This is a genomic window from Enterobacter asburiae, assembly GCF_008080435.1.
Classification (GTDB): Bacteria; Pseudomonadota; Gammaproteobacteria; order Enterobacterales; family Enterobacteriaceae; genus Enterobacter; species Enterobacter asburiae_C.
In genome coordinates this window covers 312,213-326,912 of the sequence record NZ_VRKN01000001.1, presented here as the reverse complement: position 1 = coordinate 326,912, position 14,700 = coordinate 312,213, and the positions used below count along the sequence as shown (strand labels likewise).

General features: G+C 56.2%; 15 protein-coding genes and 1 pseudogene. 9 read left to right on the top strand and 7 right to left on the bottom strand.

Annotation, left to right across the window (positions count from 1 at the left end):
- Window positions 1-19: 19 nt before the first annotated feature.
- The 3 genes from prs to lolB form a co-directional block, all read right to left on the bottom strand.
- The gene (gene prs, locus FU672_RS01530; protein WP_003856663.1) at window positions 20-967 is read right to left on the bottom strand and encodes a ribose-phosphate diphosphokinase; all 948 of its coding nucleotides are present in this window, start codon (window positions 965-967) and stop codon (window positions 20-22) included.
- Window positions 968-1,092: 125 nt separating this feature from the next.
- On the bottom strand, window positions 1,093-1,962 hold the full coding sequence (ispE, locus tag FU672_RS01525) for a 4-(cytidine 5'-diphospho)-2-C-methyl-D-erythritol kinase (RefSeq protein WP_148241878.1): 870 nt from the start codon (window positions 1,960-1,962) through the stop codon (window positions 1,093-1,095).
- On the bottom strand, window positions 1,959-2,570 hold the full coding sequence (gene lolB, locus FU672_RS01520; protein WP_023336000.1) for a lipoprotein insertase outer membrane protein LolB: 612 nt from the start codon (window positions 2,568-2,570) through the stop codon (window positions 1,959-1,961). The genes ispE and lolB overlap by 4 nt, the downstream gene beginning before the upstream one ends.
- 201 nt (window positions 2,571-2,771) lie before the next feature.
- On the opposite strand from lolB, the gene hemA reads away from it, so the two are divergent.
- The 6 genes and pseudogenes from hemA (at window position 2,772) to kdsA (ending at window position 7,816) form a co-directional block, all read left to right on the top strand.
- Window positions 2,772-4,028 (top strand): glutamyl-tRNA reductase, encoded by a 1,257-nt coding sequence (gene hemA, locus FU672_RS01515; protein WP_148241877.1) that lies wholly within the window; start codon window positions 2,772-2,774, stop codon window positions 4,026-4,028.
- 41 nt (window positions 4,029-4,069) lie between these two features.
- Window positions 4,070-5,152, top strand: a complete 1,083-nt coding sequence (prfA, locus tag FU672_RS01510; protein WP_021240360.1) for a peptide chain release factor 1 — start codon at window positions 4,070-4,072, stop codon at window positions 5,150-5,152.
- A complete protein-coding gene (gene prmC / locus FU672_RS01505) occupies window positions 5,152-5,982 on the top strand; it encodes a peptide chain release factor N(5)-glutamine methyltransferase (RefSeq protein ID WP_148241876.1) in 831 nt (276 codons plus the stop codon). Before prfA ends, prmC begins: the two co-directional genes overlap by 1 nt.
- Window positions 5,983-5,984: 2 nt before the next feature.
- A pseudogene (locus FU672_RS25065) lies at window positions 5,985-6,074 on the top strand (siroheme synthase); the annotation flags it as partial.
- 41 nt (window positions 6,075-6,115) lie between these two features.
- Window positions 6,116-6,925 (top strand): invasion regulator SirB1, encoded by an 810-nt coding sequence (sirB1, locus tag FU672_RS01495; protein WP_148241875.1) that lies wholly within the window; start codon window positions 6,116-6,118, stop codon window positions 6,923-6,925.
- A 36-nt stretch (window positions 6,926-6,961) separates the two neighbouring features.
- Window positions 6,962-7,816 (top strand): 3-deoxy-8-phosphooctulonate synthase, encoded by an 855-nt coding sequence (gene kdsA / locus FU672_RS01490; protein WP_148241874.1) that lies wholly within the window; start codon window positions 6,962-6,964, stop codon window positions 7,814-7,816.
- A 115-nt stretch (window positions 7,817-7,931) separates the two neighbouring features.
- On the opposite strand, the gene chaA is transcribed toward kdsA, so the two are convergent.
- Window positions 7,932-9,032 (bottom strand): sodium-potassium/proton antiporter ChaA, encoded by a 1,101-nt coding sequence (gene chaA, locus FU672_RS01485; RefSeq protein ID WP_023312122.1) that lies wholly within the window; start codon window positions 9,030-9,032, stop codon window positions 7,932-7,934.
- Between the two features lie 270 nt (window positions 9,033-9,302).
- Here chaA and chaB point away from each other — a divergent pair, with 270 nt between their 5' ends.
- Together chaB and FU672_RS01475 are read left to right on the top strand one after the other, a co-directional pair.
- Window positions 9,303-9,533, top strand: coding sequence for a putative cation transport regulator ChaB (gene chaB / locus FU672_RS01480; RefSeq protein ID WP_021240355.1), 231 nt, complete (start codon window positions 9,303-9,305; stop codon window positions 9,531-9,533).
- Between the two features lie 177 nt (window positions 9,534-9,710).
- Window positions 9,711-10,406, top strand: a complete 696-nt coding sequence (locus FU672_RS01475; RefSeq protein WP_148241873.1) for a gamma-glutamylcyclotransferase — start codon at window positions 9,711-9,713, stop codon at window positions 10,404-10,406.
- 30 nt (window positions 10,407-10,436) lie between these two features.
- Here FU672_RS01475 and FU672_RS01470 read toward each other — a convergent pair whose 3' ends face one another.
- From FU672_RS01470 to FU672_RS01460, 3 genes are all read right to left on the bottom strand, one after another.
- Window positions 10,437-10,676: a DUF1883 domain-containing protein gene (locus FU672_RS01470; RefSeq protein WP_013096243.1), complete on the bottom strand. Its 240-nt coding sequence runs from the start codon at window positions 10,674-10,676 to the stop codon at window positions 10,437-10,439.
- A 194-nt stretch (window positions 10,677-10,870) separates the two neighbouring features.
- Window positions 10,871-12,655: a methyl-accepting chemotaxis protein gene (locus FU672_RS01465; RefSeq protein WP_148241872.1), complete on the bottom strand. Its 1,785-nt coding sequence runs from the start codon at window positions 12,653-12,655 to the stop codon at window positions 10,871-10,873.
- Window positions 12,656-12,761: 106 nt separating this feature from the next.
- Window positions 12,762-13,115 (bottom strand): DsrE/DsrF/TusD sulfur relay family protein, encoded by a 354-nt coding sequence (locus FU672_RS01460; RefSeq protein WP_008499522.1) that lies wholly within the window; start codon window positions 13,113-13,115, stop codon window positions 12,762-12,764.
- Window positions 13,116-13,292: 177 nt separating this feature from the next.
- Here FU672_RS01460 and FU672_RS01455 point away from each other — a divergent pair, with 177 nt between their 5' ends.
- The gene (locus tag FU672_RS01455) at window positions 13,293-14,699 is read left to right on the top strand and encodes a YchO/YchP family invasin (RefSeq protein ID WP_148241871.1); all 1,407 of its coding nucleotides are present in this window, start codon (window positions 13,293-13,295) and stop codon (window positions 14,697-14,699) included.
- The last annotated feature ends 1 nt before the right edge of the window (window position 14,700 follow it).

Sequence of the window (14,700 nt, the reverse complement as noted above, 5' to 3'; positions counted from 1 at the left end):
GTTTTTCGGCCGTGTTCGATTAGTGTTCGAACATTGCTGAGATGGATTCTTCGTTGCTGATACGACGAATCGCTTCGGCCAGCATCCCGGACAGGGTCAACGTACGCACGTTTGGCAGTGCTTTGATCTCGTCGCTCAGTGGGATGGTATCGCACACCACCACTTCGTCAATGACGGAGTTGCGCAGGTTGTTGACCGCGTTACCGGAGAAGATCGGGTGGGTCGCGTAAGCGAACACGCGCTTGGCACCACGCTCTTTCAGCGCTTCAGCTGCTTTACACAACGTACCGCCGGTATCGATCATGTCGTCAACCAGCACGCAGTCGCGGCCAGCAACGTCACCGATGATGTGCATCACCTGAGAAACGTTAGCGCGTGGACGGCGTTTGTCGATGATCGCCATGTCGGTATCGTTCAGCAGCTTAGCGATAGCACGGGCACGTACCACGCCGCCGATGTCCGGAGAAACCACGATTGGGTTATCCAGGTTCAGCTGCAGCATGTCTTCCAGCAGAATTGGGCTGCCGAATACGTTATCAACCGGAACGTCGAAGAAGCCCTGGATCTGCTCTGCATGCAGGTCAACGGTCAGTACGCGGTCAACGCCGACGCTGGACAGGAAGTCAGCGACAACTTTAGCGGTAATTGGCACACGCGCGGAACGGACGCGACGGTCCTGACGGGCATAGCCGAAGTAAGGGATTACAGCAGTAATACGGCCTGCGGAAGCGCGACGCAGGGCGTCGACCATAACAACCAGTTCCATCAGGTTGTCGTTCGTTGGAGCACAGGTGGACTGGATGATGAAAATATCACCACCGCGTACATTTTCGTTAATTTGTACGCTGACTTCGCCGTCGCTAAAGCGACCTACGGCGGCGTCGCCGAGGGAAGTGTACAGGCGGTTGGCAATACGTTGTGCTAGTTCCGGGGTGGCGTTACCAGCAAAAAGCTTCATATCAGGCACGAGAAGAACCTCAGGCATGCGTCCAGTGGTGGATAGCGTTCGCCGCAAACTGTGCGGGCCAGGCGAAGGCTATCCAGGCGGTGTATTAAAGAGCGCGATGCAACGTCTGGAACAGGGTGACGTTGTCACCGAAACTCAGTCTGCGCCAGAATGGCCTGCTGTAGGGGGGAGGTGTTCATCCCACGTGCTACAAAACCATGCAGCCAAACCGGCGCTTGCTCAAGCACCTGACGAGCGGCGGATTCGGTGTCAAATTCAGCAAAGACACAGGCCCCTGTACCAGTCAGGCGCGACGGCGCGTATTCTAACAGCCAGGAAAGCACCGCATCAACCTCGCGAAAACGTTTTCTTGCGATATCCTCGCAATCGTTGCTGAATTCACAATTTAATAACGTTTCTATTGACCGAACCGGGGTATTCCTTTTCAGGTCAGGATCTTTAAAGATGACCGGGGTTGGAATGCTCACGCCAGGGTGGGCAACCAGATACCACTTCTCCGGCGGTTCTGCCGGGGAGAGGATCTCACCTACGCCCTCAGCAAAGGCCGCATGACCGCGCACAAACACCGGGACATCCGCCCCCAGCGTCAAGCCTAAGGCTGCCAGTTCGTCCTTCGACAGCCCGCAGCCCCAGAGATGGTTCAGCGCAACCAGCACGGTGGCGGCGTTAGATGAGCCACCGCCCAGACCGCCGCCCATCGGCAGGCGCTTCTCGATACGGATATCTGCACCGCTGCCTGCGGGCAGACGGCCCGATTTCGCTGCGGCTTTCATCAGCAGGCGCGCGGCGCGCACGATCAGGTTGTCCTCGTGCGCCACGCCTTCGACCGGCGTTAGCAGGCAAATCTGCCCGTCCTGGCGCAGTTCAATGGAGATCGTGTCGCCATAGTCAATAAACTGAAACAGCGTCTGCAGGGTGTGATAACCGTCAGCACGCTGGCCGGTGATGTATAAAAACAGGTTCAGCTTTGCCGGAGAAGGCCAGTGGGTCATCATTTAACGATCCAGTTGTCCATTTTCAGCTTGATACGCTGGCTGCCCTGGGTCAGTTCCATATTCGATGGCAGCGACGGTTTACTCTTACTGTCATAGGCGCTGTACACCACTTTCCAGGTTTTGCCATTCTGGGTGTAGTTCACCTGGCTCAGACGGTACTGATCGTCAAGGCTGTAGTCAGTAGCCTCACCCGGCAGACCAAGGATCCACTGGCGCAGGCTGTTGAGTGGAATAGGCATCCCGGTCAGCTTGCCAATCATCTCTTCGGCATCGGTCGCGGTGTAGTGCTGGCCTTTATTGTCGGTGATCTGCGCCTCACCCGGCTTAGCGATAAGCTCCAGTTCGGTGCTACCCAGCGGGTTCAGCAGCAGCAGACGGTAGTTGTCCTGCCCCGTTTGCTGCCAGAAGAAGCGGGCATAAACCTTTTGTTCGTCAGAGAGATAAGCGAAGGCGCCGCGGGTCTGGTACTGGTTCAAATTACGGACGTCCTGCTGGTGCTGACGCCACTGCGGTGAATCAGGGCTTTTGCCCGGGCCTTTTGGTTGAGTGACGGTACACGCGGTCAGAACCAGTGCTGCCAGCGGCAGCAGGCGAATCAGTCGGGTCATAATGAGGACAAATCCTTGAGATACGTTGCAGTTATAACTGTTAATGCTAGCGTCCCGCAGTGCTACCGTCTACGTTCAAATTATCTCAAAGCGTTGTGTAACCTATTACTCCGAAAGGGGGCAGTCTCTTTTATTGATCTCGCGCATCCTGTATGATGCGTTCTGCTAACCTTATTAACGCTGGTACTACTCCCGCTCAACATGACCCTATTAGCACTCGGCATCAACCACAAAACGGCTCCGGTTTCGCTGCGAGAACGCGTGACGTTTTCGCCGGATACGCTTGACCTGGCGCTGGACAGCCTGCTTGCACAGCCGATGGTGCAGGGTGGCGTGGTGCTCTCGACGTGCAACCGTACCGAGCTGTATTTAAGCGTGGAAGAGCAGGACAACCTGCATGAAGCGCTGATCCGCTGGTTATGCGACTACCACAATCTCAACGAAGACGAGCTGCGCAATAGCCTGTACTGGCATCAGGACAACGATGCCGTCAGCCATCTGATGCGCGTCGCCAGCGGGCTGGATTCGCTGGTGCTGGGCGAGCCGCAGATTCTGGGTCAGGTGAAAAAAGCGTTTGCGGATTCGCAAAAAGGGCATCTGAAGGCCAGCGAGCTGGAGCGCATGTTCCAGAAGTCGTTTTCCGTGGCGAAGCGTGTGCGAACCGAAACCGACATTGGTGCCAGTGCGGTTTCTGTTGCTTTCGCGGCCTGCACCCTTGCACGCCAAATCTTTGAATCCCTGTCTACCGTCACCGTGATGCTGGTGGGGGCGGGCGAAACCATCGAACTTGTGGCGCGCCATCTGCGCGAGCATAAAGTTAAAAAGATGATTATCGCTAACCGCACCCGCGAACGCGCGCAGGTGCTGGCGGATGAAGTGGGCGCAGAGGTGGTTGCCCTGAGCGACATCAATGAACGTCTGAAAGAGGCGGACATTATTATCAGCTCTACCGCCAGCCCGCTGCCGATTATCGGGAAAGGGATGGTGGAGCGTGCGCTGAAGTCCCGCCGTAATCAGCCGATGCTGCTGGTGGATATTGCCGTCCCGCGTGATGTTGAGCCGGAAGTGGGCAAGCTGGCAAACGCCTACCTCTACAGCGTGGATGACCTGCAAAGCATCATTTCGCACAACCTCGCCCAGCGTAAAGCAGCGGCGGTTCAGGCGGAAACCATTGTTGAGCAGGAAACCAGTGAGTTTATGGCCTGGCTGCGCGCGCAAAGCGTCAGCGAGACCATCCGCGAGTACCGCGGGCAGGCGGAGCAGGTGCGTGATGACCTGACTGCCAAAGCGTTAGCGGCCCTTGAACAGGGCGGCGACGCAAATGCGATTATGCAGGACCTGGCGTGGAAACTGACCAACCGCCTGATCCATGCACCAACCAAATCTCTTCAGCAGGCCGCCCGTGACGGGGATGATGAACGCCTGACTATTCTGCGCAACAGCCTCGGGCTGGAATAGCGCCCTATACCCATTTTCTAAGACAAGGTGCACTTACGCCTATGAAGCCTTCTATCGTCGCTAAACTGGAAGCTCTGCACGAGCGCCATGAAGAAGTACAGGCGCTGCTCGGGGATGCCGGGACCATCGCGGACCAGGAACGTTTTCGCGCGCTCTCACGTGAATATGCGCAGTTAAGTGATGTTTCTAAATGCTTTACCGACTGGCGACAGGTTCAGGAAGATATCGAAACTGCGCAGATGATGCTCGACGATCCTGAAATGCGCGAGATGGCGCAGGAAGAGTTACAGGATGCGAAAGCGCGTTCTGAAGAGATGGAGCAGCAGCTTCAGGTGCTTCTGCTGCCGAAAGATCCGGACGATGAGCGTAACGCGTTTGTGGAAGTGCGCGCCGGTACCGGCGGTGACGAAGCGGCCCTGTTTGCCGGGGATCTGTTCCGCATGTACAGCCGCTACGCCGAATCGCGTCGCTGGCGTGTGGAGATCATGAGCGCCAACGAAGGCGAACATGGTGGCTACAAAGAGGTTATCGCCAAGATCAGCGGCGACGGCGTGTACGGTCGTCTTAAGTTTGAATCCGGCGGTCACCGCGTGCAGCGCGTACCGGCCACCGAGTCTCAGGGACGCATTCACACCTCAGCCTGTACGGTGGCGGTGATGCCGGAGCTGCCGGAAGCAGAACTGCCGGACATCAATCCGGCGGATCTGCGTATTGATACATTCCGCTCATCTGGCGCGGGCGGTCAGCACGTTAACACCACCGACTCCGCCATCCGTATTACCCACCTGCCAACCGGCATCGTCGTCGAATGTCAGGACGAGCGTTCACAGCACAAAAACAAAGCCAAAGCGTTGTCCGTGCTGGGCGCGCGTATCCACGCAGCCGAAATGGCGAAACGCCAGCAGGCGGAAGCGTCTACGCGTCGTAACCTGCTGGGCAGCGGCGATCGCAGCGACCGTAACCGCACCTACAACTTCCCGCAGGGCCGCGTCACCGACCACCGTATCAACCTGACGTTGTACCGTCTGGACGAGGTGATGGAAGGGAAGCTGGATATGCTGATTGAGCCTATCGTGCAGGAATACCAGGCCGACCAGCTGGCGGCACTGTCCGAGCAGGAATAATGGATTTTCAGCGCTGGTTACGTGAGGCGGTCGGTGAGCTTTCAGAAAGCGAAAGCCCGAAACGTGACGCCGAAATTTTGCTTGAGCATGTGACGGGTAAAGCCCGCACGTATCTGCTGGCTTTTGGCGAAACCGAACTGACCGCGGAGCAGGAAGCGCAGCTCGCCACGCTGCTTGCCCGTCGTAAAACCGGCGAGCCGGTGGCGCACCTTGTCGGTGAACGTGAGTTCTGGTCGTTACCGCTTTACGTCTCGGCGGCGACGCTGATCCCGCGTCCGGACACCGAGTGTCTGGTTGAGCAGGCGCTTGCGCGTTTACCGGCGGCGGCCTGCAGCATTCTCGATCTCGGGACGGGGACCGGTGCTATCGCGCTGGCGCTCGCCACTGAGCGGCCAGACTGCGCGGTGACGGCGGTGGATGTAATGCCCGACGCAGTGGCGCTGGCGCAGCGTAACGTGGAACGTCTTGCGCTCCGCAACGTGACTGTGCTGCAAAGCAGCTGGTTTGCCGCGCTGGAGAATCGCTCATTTGCGATGATTGTCAGCAATCCTCCTTACATCGACGAACATGACCCGCACCTTGCGCAGGGAGATGTTCGCTTCGAACCGCTGACGGCGCTTGTTGCTGCCAACGCGGGATTAGCCGATCTTGATCACATTGTGACAACGTCACGAGAACATTTACTTCCCGGCGGCTGGCTGCTCGTGGAGCATGGCTGGACGCAGGGAGAAGCCGTGCGGGCACTGTTTACGCAAGCAGGTTACGCCGCTGTCGAAACCTGCCGCGACTACGGCGGCAACGAACGCCTGACGCTGGGGCAGTGGTCTTGAGTTCCGGGTATCTGCCATTTACTGATAAAGGCGTAAGGCTGACTGAAAGGCAGTTTGGCGTTATCATCTACATCGTTTTGAGTTTTATCGCGCCTGAGCGTCATTGTACGCTCAGTCGTTACTGGGGTAAGTCATGAGGTCCTTAGCCGATTTCGAATTTAATAAAGTGCCGCTTTGCGATGGCATGGTCCTGATTTCTGAGATGATTCGTGACGATTTTACGTCGCAATTTGTCTACGATGAGCTGGAGAATCTGGTCAGCCTCGCGCGTGAAGAGATTAATCAGGCTCGCCCGCAAGACTGGCAATTAGAGAAGCTGCTTGAGCTTTTCTACGGCGAATGGGGTTTCTGCGACACGCGTGGCGTGTATCGCCTGTCTGACGCGTTATGGCTGGACCAGGTCTTAAAAAATCGTCAGGGCAGCGCCGTGGCGCTGGGTTCTATTTTGCTGTGGGTCGCGCACCGTCTGGATATTCCGCTGGTCCCGGTCATTTTCCCGACGCAGATGATCCTGCGTGCAGAGTGGCTGGACGGCGAAATGTGGCTCATTAATCCCTTCAACGGCGACACGCTGGATGAACATACGCTGGACGTGTGGCTGAAAGGCAATATCAGCCCGGTGGCTGAACTCTTCAACGAAGATCTTGACGAGGCGGATAATGCAGAGGTCATTCGCAAGCTGCTGGATACGCTGAAGTCTGCGTTAATGGAAGAGCGGCAGATGGAGCTGGCGTTGCGCGCCAGTGAAGTGCTGCTGCAGTTCAACCCGGAAGACCCGTACGAAATTCGCGATCGCGGGCTGATCTATGCGCAGCTCGACTGTGAGCATGTGGCGCTGAATGATTTGAATTATTTCGTCGAGCAGTGTCCGGAAGACCCTATTAGCGAAATGATTCGTGCGCAGATCAACGCGATCTCGCACAAACAAATTACACTGCATTAATCTTAATTCCGATTCACACCTGAATAAGGCGATCCTATGAAACAAAAAGTGGTTAGCATTGGTGATATCAAGGTAGCAAACGACCTGCCGTTCGTACTGTTTGGCGGCATGAACGTACTGGAATCCCGCGACCTCGCCATGCGTATCTGCGAACACTACGTGACCGTGACCCAGAAGCTGGGCATCCCGTACGTGTTTAAGGCCTCTTTTGACAAAGCCAACCGCTCCTCCATCAACTCTTACCGTGGCCCGGGCCTGGAAGAGGGAATGAAAATTTTCCAGGAGTTGAAGCAGACCTTTGGCGTGAAGGTGATTACCGACGTGCATGAAGCCTCACAGGCGCAGCCGGTGGCAGACGTGGTGGACGTGATTCAGCTCCCGGCGTTCCTGGCTCGCCAGACCGACCTGGTTGCAGCGATGGCGAAAACCGGTGCCGTGATTAACGTGAAAAAACCACAGTTCGTCAGCCCTGGCCAGATGGGTAACATCGTCGATAAATTTATCGAAGGCGGCAACGATAAAATCATCCTGTGTGACCGTGGTGCTAACTTCGGTTACGACAACCTGGTTGTGGATATGCTGGGCTTCAGCGTGATGAAGAACGTCTCTAACCAGTCTCCGGTGATTTTCGACGTGACCCACGCCCTGCAGTGCCGCGACCCGTTCGGCGCCGCGTCCGGTGGCCGTCGTGCCCAGGTTACCGAGCTGGCGCGTGCCGGTATGGCGACCGGTCTGGCAGGTCTGTTTATTGAAGCGCACCCGGATCCGGCTAATGCGAAATGCGACGGCCCATCTGCGCTGCCGCTGGATAAGCTGGAGCCGTTCCTGAAACAGATCAAAGCGATTGACGATCTGGTGAAGAGCTTCGACGAGCTGGATACCAGCAACTAATAAAAAACCCGCTTCGGCGGGTTTTTTTATGGGGCATATTGCCGGGTGGTGCTGCGCTTACCCGGCCTACAAAACCCGTAGGCCCTGCAAGCGAAGCGCCGCTGGGCAAAAAAGGCTACGCAAAAATCGTCATTAAGTACGCAATAAACAACGCCATATGCGCTGCGCCGTTCAGCACGTTGGTGCGTCCGGTTGAGAACGAAATCTGGCACAGCAGCAATGATGCCACCATCACGATCATCTCCGGCGCACCCAGCGCAAACTGCAACTCGTTGCCCGTCATAAAGGCAATCAGCGTCACCACCGGTACGGTGAGTGAAATCGTCGCCAGTACGGAGCCGAAGAACAGGTTCATTGCACGCTGCACCTGATTATTCAACACCGCTTTCAGCGCGCCCAGCCCTTCAGGGGACAGAATCAGCAGGGCCACCAGGAAGCCGGTAAACGCTACCGGCGCGTTCAGCTCGGTTAACAGTGTTTCCAGCGGGTTGGCATTCATCTTGGTGACCGCAATCACCGCAATCAGATGCACGATCAGCCAAACCGTATGCCACGCGCTGCTGTGGGCCGACGGCTTACCATGGTGCGGGTCATCATCGTCACCGTCATCTTCATGCTCGTACACAAACAGGCTCTGGTGCGTTTTGGTCTGGATCAACAGGAATACGCCGTACATGGCGGCGGAAATCAGTGCGACCAGCAGTGCCTGACCGGTAGAAAAATTCGCGCCCGGCAGCGCCATCGGGAAGACCAGTACGATAATGGCCAGCGGGAAGAGGGCAATCAGATACTGTTTAATGCCGAACAGGTTCATATACTGGGTTGCGAACTTGCGGCCGCCCAGTAGCAGAGAGAAACCCACCAGACCGCCCGTCACAATCATAATGATCGAGTAGAGCGTGTCGCGCATCAGCGTCGGCGCGGCATCGCCGGTCGCCATGAGCGCGGAGATCAGGCTGACTTCGAGAATAACGACGGATAGGCTGAGAATTAACGATCCGTACGGCTCGCCCAGACGGTGTGCCAGGACGTCCGCATGGCGAACAACGCTAAATGCGCTGGTTAAGATGCCGACCAGGGCAAGAATATTGATACCAACCACCACTGGCAGTGACTGACTGCTTCCCCAGAAGAGCAGCACAGCCAGTGCCAGAACCGGGAAAATGAGTGACGTCTCCTTGTGGCGGGTCTTTACCGCCTCGTGTGTTGCTGTCATGTGCTTCTCCATCAATGCAGGTGCTTGTAATTATAGATAGATTTTTGAGGTCATTAAACTAACAGATCTCTGTTAAATACCCTTTATTTTTTACTTAATTTTACCCTTTGCTATTATTTTCATTCTTGATGGCTATAATACGCTGTCTTTATTTAATATTTATTAAATAACAATAAATTATAAATATCATATATTCATAAATGATCGCCGGGTGGCACCATGCCACATCATCGTCCACACTTATCTCTTTAACCAAAAGAGAGGTTAGTGATGCCTTATAAAACGAAACGCGAATTACCCGATAACGTGCAAAACGTGCTGCCCGCTCACGCGCAGGATATCTACAAAGAGGCGTTTAACAGTGCCTGGGAACAATACAAAGATAAGGACGATCGCCGGGATGATGCCAGCCGTGAAGAAACGGCGCACAAAGTCGCCTGGGCCGCCGTAAAACATGAATATGAGAAAGGAGACGACGATAAATGGCATAAAAAGAAATAGCCGTGAAATAATTCGCTGCCTTCATTTTGACTTTTCAGGCGGTTGAACTTCCGTTGTATTGCAACTGGTCCGCTAATTGCTTATCGTTATTTAACTGCTGGCAAAATGACCAGCACCTAAGGCCGGGAAGGCGAATTACAGATGTCGCAAGGAAGCATGCAGTGGCGGAGGTGTAAAGTGTTAACGCGTGATTTCTTAATGAAGGCAGATTGTAAGACGGCATTTGGTGCTATTGAGGAATCGCTTCTCTGGTCAGCTGAACAACGTGCGGCGTCACTCGCTGCCACGCTTGCCTGCCGCCCGGATGATGGCCCGGTATGGATTTTTGGCTACGGTTCCCTGATGTGGAACCCGGCTCTGGAATTTGTCGAATCGGCAACGGGAACGCTGCCTGGCTGGCATCGCGCATTTTGTCTGCGCCTGACAGCCGGACGCGGTAGTGCGTGCCAGCCGGGGCGCATGCTTGCACTGAAAGAGGGCGGACGCACCACGGGCGTAGCGTATCGCCTTCCGGATGCCACGCTGGAAGAGGAGCTCACGCTGCTCTGGAAGCGCGAGATGATCACCGGCTGCTATATGCCGAGCTGGTGCAAGCTGGAACTGGACGACGGTCGTACCGTCAATGCGCTGGTGTTTATTATGGACCCGCGCCATCCACTGTATGAAGCGGATACCCGTACGCAGGTGATTGCCCCGTTGATTGCCACCGCGAGCGGGCCGCTGGGCACCAACGCGCAGTATCTCTTCTCCCTCGATCAGGAGCTAACCCGCCTCGGCATGAAGGACGATTGTCTGAATGAGCTGGTGGTGAAGGTGAAGGCGCTGCTGGAAGGGAACCCGCTCAACAGCACGCTGCGAGCAGGTTTTGCCTGATAATACGCCCGGCTTGCCGGGCGTTTAATGTTATGCGGCCACGTAGCTGACGGAATGCTCCAGCGACTGACTGTGGCTGTCGATCAGCACATCCCATGTGCCGGTATACGGCACAGTAAGCCACGCTTTATCATCCTGCACGGTCAGAATATCCGCCTGGGATTGTTTTTGTGCTTTCGCACTCATCAGATGAATACGACAGCGCTCTGAGCAACGCACCACTACCGTATCCCCGCCAAACAGTTTCAAACTTGTTTTTACCAGTGCCATTTTTTACCCCGTCGATTTTGCCCATCCCGAGCGTGATATTGTTCACAAATTACTCATTGCATAACACCAAAGCGGGGGGCGAGGGATGATGATTTTGATCAAAAAATGGCATAACGTTTAAACAAAAATGACAAAACACCTGAAAGCATTCAGCTGGCGCGGGTTTTACCCGGTAAACCCGCGCCGGAATAAAATTAAATACGGAAATGGCCGGCTGTTTCAGCAAGGTCGCCCGCCTGGCTCTGCAGTGCACCCGCAGCGGCGGCGGATTCCACCACCAGCTCGGCGTTCTGCTGGACCATGCGGTCGAGATGGGTCACCGCGTGGTTGATCTCGTGAATGCCTTTCATCTGCTCGCTGGTGGCGATGGAAATTTCGCGCATGATGCCAGAGACGCTGCCGATGCTGGAGCGGATCTCATCCATGCTTTCCCCTGCCAGATGCACGTAACGGGAGCCGGTTGCCACGCTGTCGGTGGTGGAATCAATCAGGGATTTGATCTCTTTTGCCGCCTGAGCGCTACGGCTCGCCAGGTTACGCACTTCGCCTGCCACCACGGCAAACCCGCGACCCTGCTCACCGGCACGCGCCGCCTCGACGGAGGCGTTCAGCGCCAGAATATTGGTCTGGAAAGCAATGCCGTCAATCACGCTGGTGATATCGCCAATTTTTGCCGACGCGACTTCAATGGACTGCATGGTGCTGATCGCCTGCGATACCACCTCGCCGCCGCGCGCAGCGGCCGCTGAGGCTTTGCTCGCCTGATCGTTGGCTTCTGCCGCCGATTCATTCGACTGCGTCACGGAGGCGGTGATCTGCTCCACGGCGCTGGCCGTCTCGCGCAGGCTGGATGCCGCCTGCTCGGTACGTCCGGAAAGATCCTGGTTACCTGCGGCAATCTCCTGCGCAGCGTTTTTTACCGATTCACTGGCATCACGGAGCTGAACCATCACCACCGACAGCTTATCGCTGAAGGCGTTAAAGGCCTGGGCAATCTGCGCGACCTCGTCCTCGCCGTTGTCCGGCAGGCGCTGCGACAGATCGTTGGTGCCGTTGGCAATGTTGTGCATCGCGTCACGAATGTCGGACAGACGCTTCAGCAGGCGGGCAATCAGGAAGTGAACAATGGCCGCGCTCAGGAGTGCCAGGATCACCAGCGAAATCGCCGATGCTTTAAGCAGGGAACGCATGCCGGAGGTGGCGTCGCCATTGTCGAGCGCGACGACCAGCAGCCAGTTTGTGCCCGGCACGGCTGTCGCCACGAAGGTTTTTTCAGCGTCGTTCAGCGTTCCGTCGACGGGGTTACCGCTTTTCAGCGCCGCAAAATCAATGCCTTTGATCGTCTCTGCAAACGGTTTAAGCGTCAGGGCCGGATCGTTAGCGGCAATCACGCTGCCGTCACTGTTCAAAAGCAACCCGCTGCTGGCAGGGGTTGGATGGATCCCGCGCACGTTTGCCACCACGCTGTCCATGGCCACATCGCCCGCCACAACCGCTTTCAGGGTACCATTTTCTTTCACCGGCACGGCGAAGGTCACCACCAGTTTACCGGTTCCCGCGTCAACGTAGGGCGCGGTAACAACCGGACCGTCTGTGCTGACCACCTGCTGATACCACGGGCGAATGGTCGGGTCATAATCCGCCGGAACGCCCGCTGGTTCAGAGAATTTCGCCGTTTTGCTGGCGTAGCCAACATAGACGTTGGTGAATCCACCCGCCTGCGCAAGCTGTTTAAACACCGGAACCGGATCGTCACTCAGCGCAACGGTCTGCGCGGAGGCGATCACCGTCATCTTGCTTTTTACCCAGTCGGCAATCGCCATGTTATGGCTGGCGCTGGTGCTGGTCAGGATATCGCGCTGAGACTGCTGGTTATCCTGACGTGTGACCTGGAAGTTGATAACGGTATTAAGGAGAAGGGCGACGACCAGACAGCCTGCCGTCGCAACGATGATGCGTGCACGAATCGATCTGAACATAAGTGAAATACCTGCTGTGTTGTTTCCATGCCTATCGGCAACCCTGCAGGTAAACTTGATGCTGAAACCGCGTCCATAAGAAAATAATATTTTTACGGGTTTATTATTAAAAAGTTAATACTTTATCAGCGGACAGCGTCCACTCGGCCAACTCAACCAGCGTACCTATTTCTACGCCATCAATCAGCGGCAGTCCGGTAATGCCGCGACCGTCGGTGCAGGTCTTGCACAGCTTCACCGGCACGTTTTGCGCGGTCAGGATCTCCAGCATCTGCTGAATGTTATAGCCCTCTGCCGGTTTTTGGCCCTTCAGCCCGGCGGTGACCGCGTCCGACATTAAAAAGAGTCGTAACGCCAGGTCACTCTCTTTTTCACGCAGCGCAATGGCCAGGCGCAGGCTGTTAAAAAGGGACTCGCTGCCGTAGGCCGCACCGTTGGCGACGATCACAATCTTTTGCATGTTGACTCCTGTTCTTATAAAGGCACGAATAATATAGGGTTTAGCGAGTGTACGCTGCCTGCAGCCGACAATAAACTTCAGGATATTCCTGAAATGTCCTGTAAGGCTGCAATTCTTTCCCAATGACGTTAAGGTAAGAGGGTCTTTTATAAAACTCAGGCGCTAATCCCGACGTTGATGGCTGTATCGTCCCGCATTCGTTTTCTGTTATTACTCTCCCTTCTTGCGGCCGGAGCCGTTCACGGTGCGCCGCATTCCTTTATCCAGCAGGCAGAACATCCCTTTGATAATAATGGGGACACTCTGCCCGATCTCGGCATGGCCGCCCCAACCGGCGAGGGGGAAAAACACCTGGCCGAAATGGCAAAAGCCTTCGGTGAAGCCAGCATGACCGACAACGGCCTGACAACGGGCGAGCAGGCGCGTCAGTTTGCGTTTGGTCAGGTGCGCGACGCGGTGAGCGGCGAAGTGAACCAGCAGATTGAGTCCTGGCTTTCGCCCTGGGGGAACGCCAGCGTGAACTTACTGGTGGATAACGATGGCAAATTTAACGGCAGCAGCGGGAGCTGGTTTATCCCCTGGAACGATAACAACCGCTATCTGAGCTGGAGCCAGCTTGGCCTGACCCAGCAGACGGATGGCCTGGTCAGTAACGCTGGAATCGGTCAGCGCTGGGTCGCCGGGAAATGGCTGCTGGGTTACAACACTTTTTACGATAACCTTCTGGATGAAAACCTGCAGCGTGCCGGGCTGGGTGCGGAAATGTGGGGGGAAAATCTGCGCCTGTCAGCCAACTATTATCAGCCCTTTGCCGGCTGGCGCGAGCGCACCGACGTCCAGGAGCAGCGCATGGCGCGTGGATATGACGTCACCGCTAAAGCCTGGCTGCCGTGGCTCCATCATCTGAATACCAGCGTCAGCTTCGAGCAATACTTTGGCGATAACGTCGACCTCTTCAACAGCGGAACCGGCTATCACAATCCCGTGGCGGTGAATTTGGGGCTTAACTATACCCCCGTTCCGCTGGTCACCTTGACCGCCGCGCATAAGCAGGGCGAAAGTGGCGAGAGCCAGAATAACCTCGGACTGAAGCTCAACTACCGCTTTGGCGTGCCGCTGGTTAAGCAGCTTTCCGCCGGTGAAGTTGCCGCCACGCGTTCCCTGCGCGGAAGCCGCTATGACTCGCCGGAGCGCAATAGCCTGCCGGTGATGGAGTTCCGCCAGCGTAAAACGCTGTCCGTCTGGCTGGCAACGCCGCCGTGGGATCTGAAAGGGGGCGAGACCGTTATGCTGAAGCTTGAGGTTCGCAGCACACACGGCATTCGTCAGATCCACTGGCAGGGGGATACGCAGGTACTGAGCCTGACGTCGCCGGCCAAAAGCAACAGCAGCGATGGCTGGAGTGTGATTATGCCTGCCTGGGATGACCGTCAAGGGGCGACAAACCGCTGGCACCTGTCGGCGGTGGTGGAAGATGAGAAAGGCCAGCGCGTCTCGTCCAATGAGATCGTGCTGACCGTCGTGCAGCCGCTGGTCGCATTGCCGGACAACGACCCGCGCTGGAAGCTTCTGCCGGAGGAGTAGT

What these genes read in the sequence shown, in the direction of transcription:
- ispE (WP_148241878.1), bottom strand. Translation starts at nt 1,962, where the DNA reads ATGATGACCCACTGGCCTTCTCCGGCAAAGCTGAACCTGTTTTTATAC.
- lolB (WP_023336000.1), bottom strand. Translation starts at nt 2,570, where the DNA reads ATGACCCGACTGATTCGCCTGCTGCCGCTGGCAGCACTGGTTCTGACC.
- hemA (WP_148241877.1), top strand. Translation starts at nt 2,772, where the DNA reads ATGACCCTATTAGCACTCGGCATCAACCACAAAACGGCTCCGGTTTCG.
- prfA (WP_021240360.1), top strand. Translation starts at nt 4,070, where the DNA reads ATGAAGCCTTCTATCGTCGCTAAACTGGAAGCTCTGCACGAGCGCCAT.
- prmC (WP_148241876.1), top strand. Translation starts at nt 5,152, where the DNA reads ATGGATTTTCAGCGCTGGTTACGTGAGGCGGTCGGTGAGCTTTCAGAA.
- sirB1 (WP_148241875.1), top strand. Translation starts at nt 6,116, where the DNA reads ATGAGGTCCTTAGCCGATTTCGAATTTAATAAAGTGCCGCTTTGCGAT.
- kdsA (WP_148241874.1), top strand. Translation starts at nt 6,962, where the DNA reads ATGAAACAAAAAGTGGTTAGCATTGGTGATATCAAGGTAGCAAACGAC.
- chaA (WP_023312122.1), bottom strand. Translation starts at nt 9,032, where the DNA reads ATGACAGCAACACACGAGGCGGTAAAGACCCGCCACAAGGAGACGTCA.
- chaB (WP_021240355.1), top strand. Translation starts at nt 9,303, where the DNA reads ATGCCTTATAAAACGAAACGCGAATTACCCGATAACGTGCAAAACGTG.
- FU672_RS01470 (WP_013096243.1), bottom strand. Translation starts at nt 10,676, where the DNA reads ATGGCACTGGTAAAAACAAGTTTGAAACTGTTTGGCGGGGATACGGTA.
- FU672_RS01465 (WP_148241872.1), bottom strand. Translation starts at nt 12,655, where the DNA reads ATGTTCAGATCGATTCGTGCACGCATCATCGTTGCGACGGCAGGCTGT.
- FU672_RS01460 (WP_008499522.1), bottom strand. Translation starts at nt 13,115, where the DNA reads ATGCAAAAGATTGTGATCGTCGCCAACGGTGCGGCCTACGGCAGCGAG.
- FU672_RS01455 (WP_148241871.1), top strand. Translation starts at nt 13,293, where the DNA reads ATGGCTGTATCGTCCCGCATTCGTTTTCTGTTATTACTCTCCCTTCTT.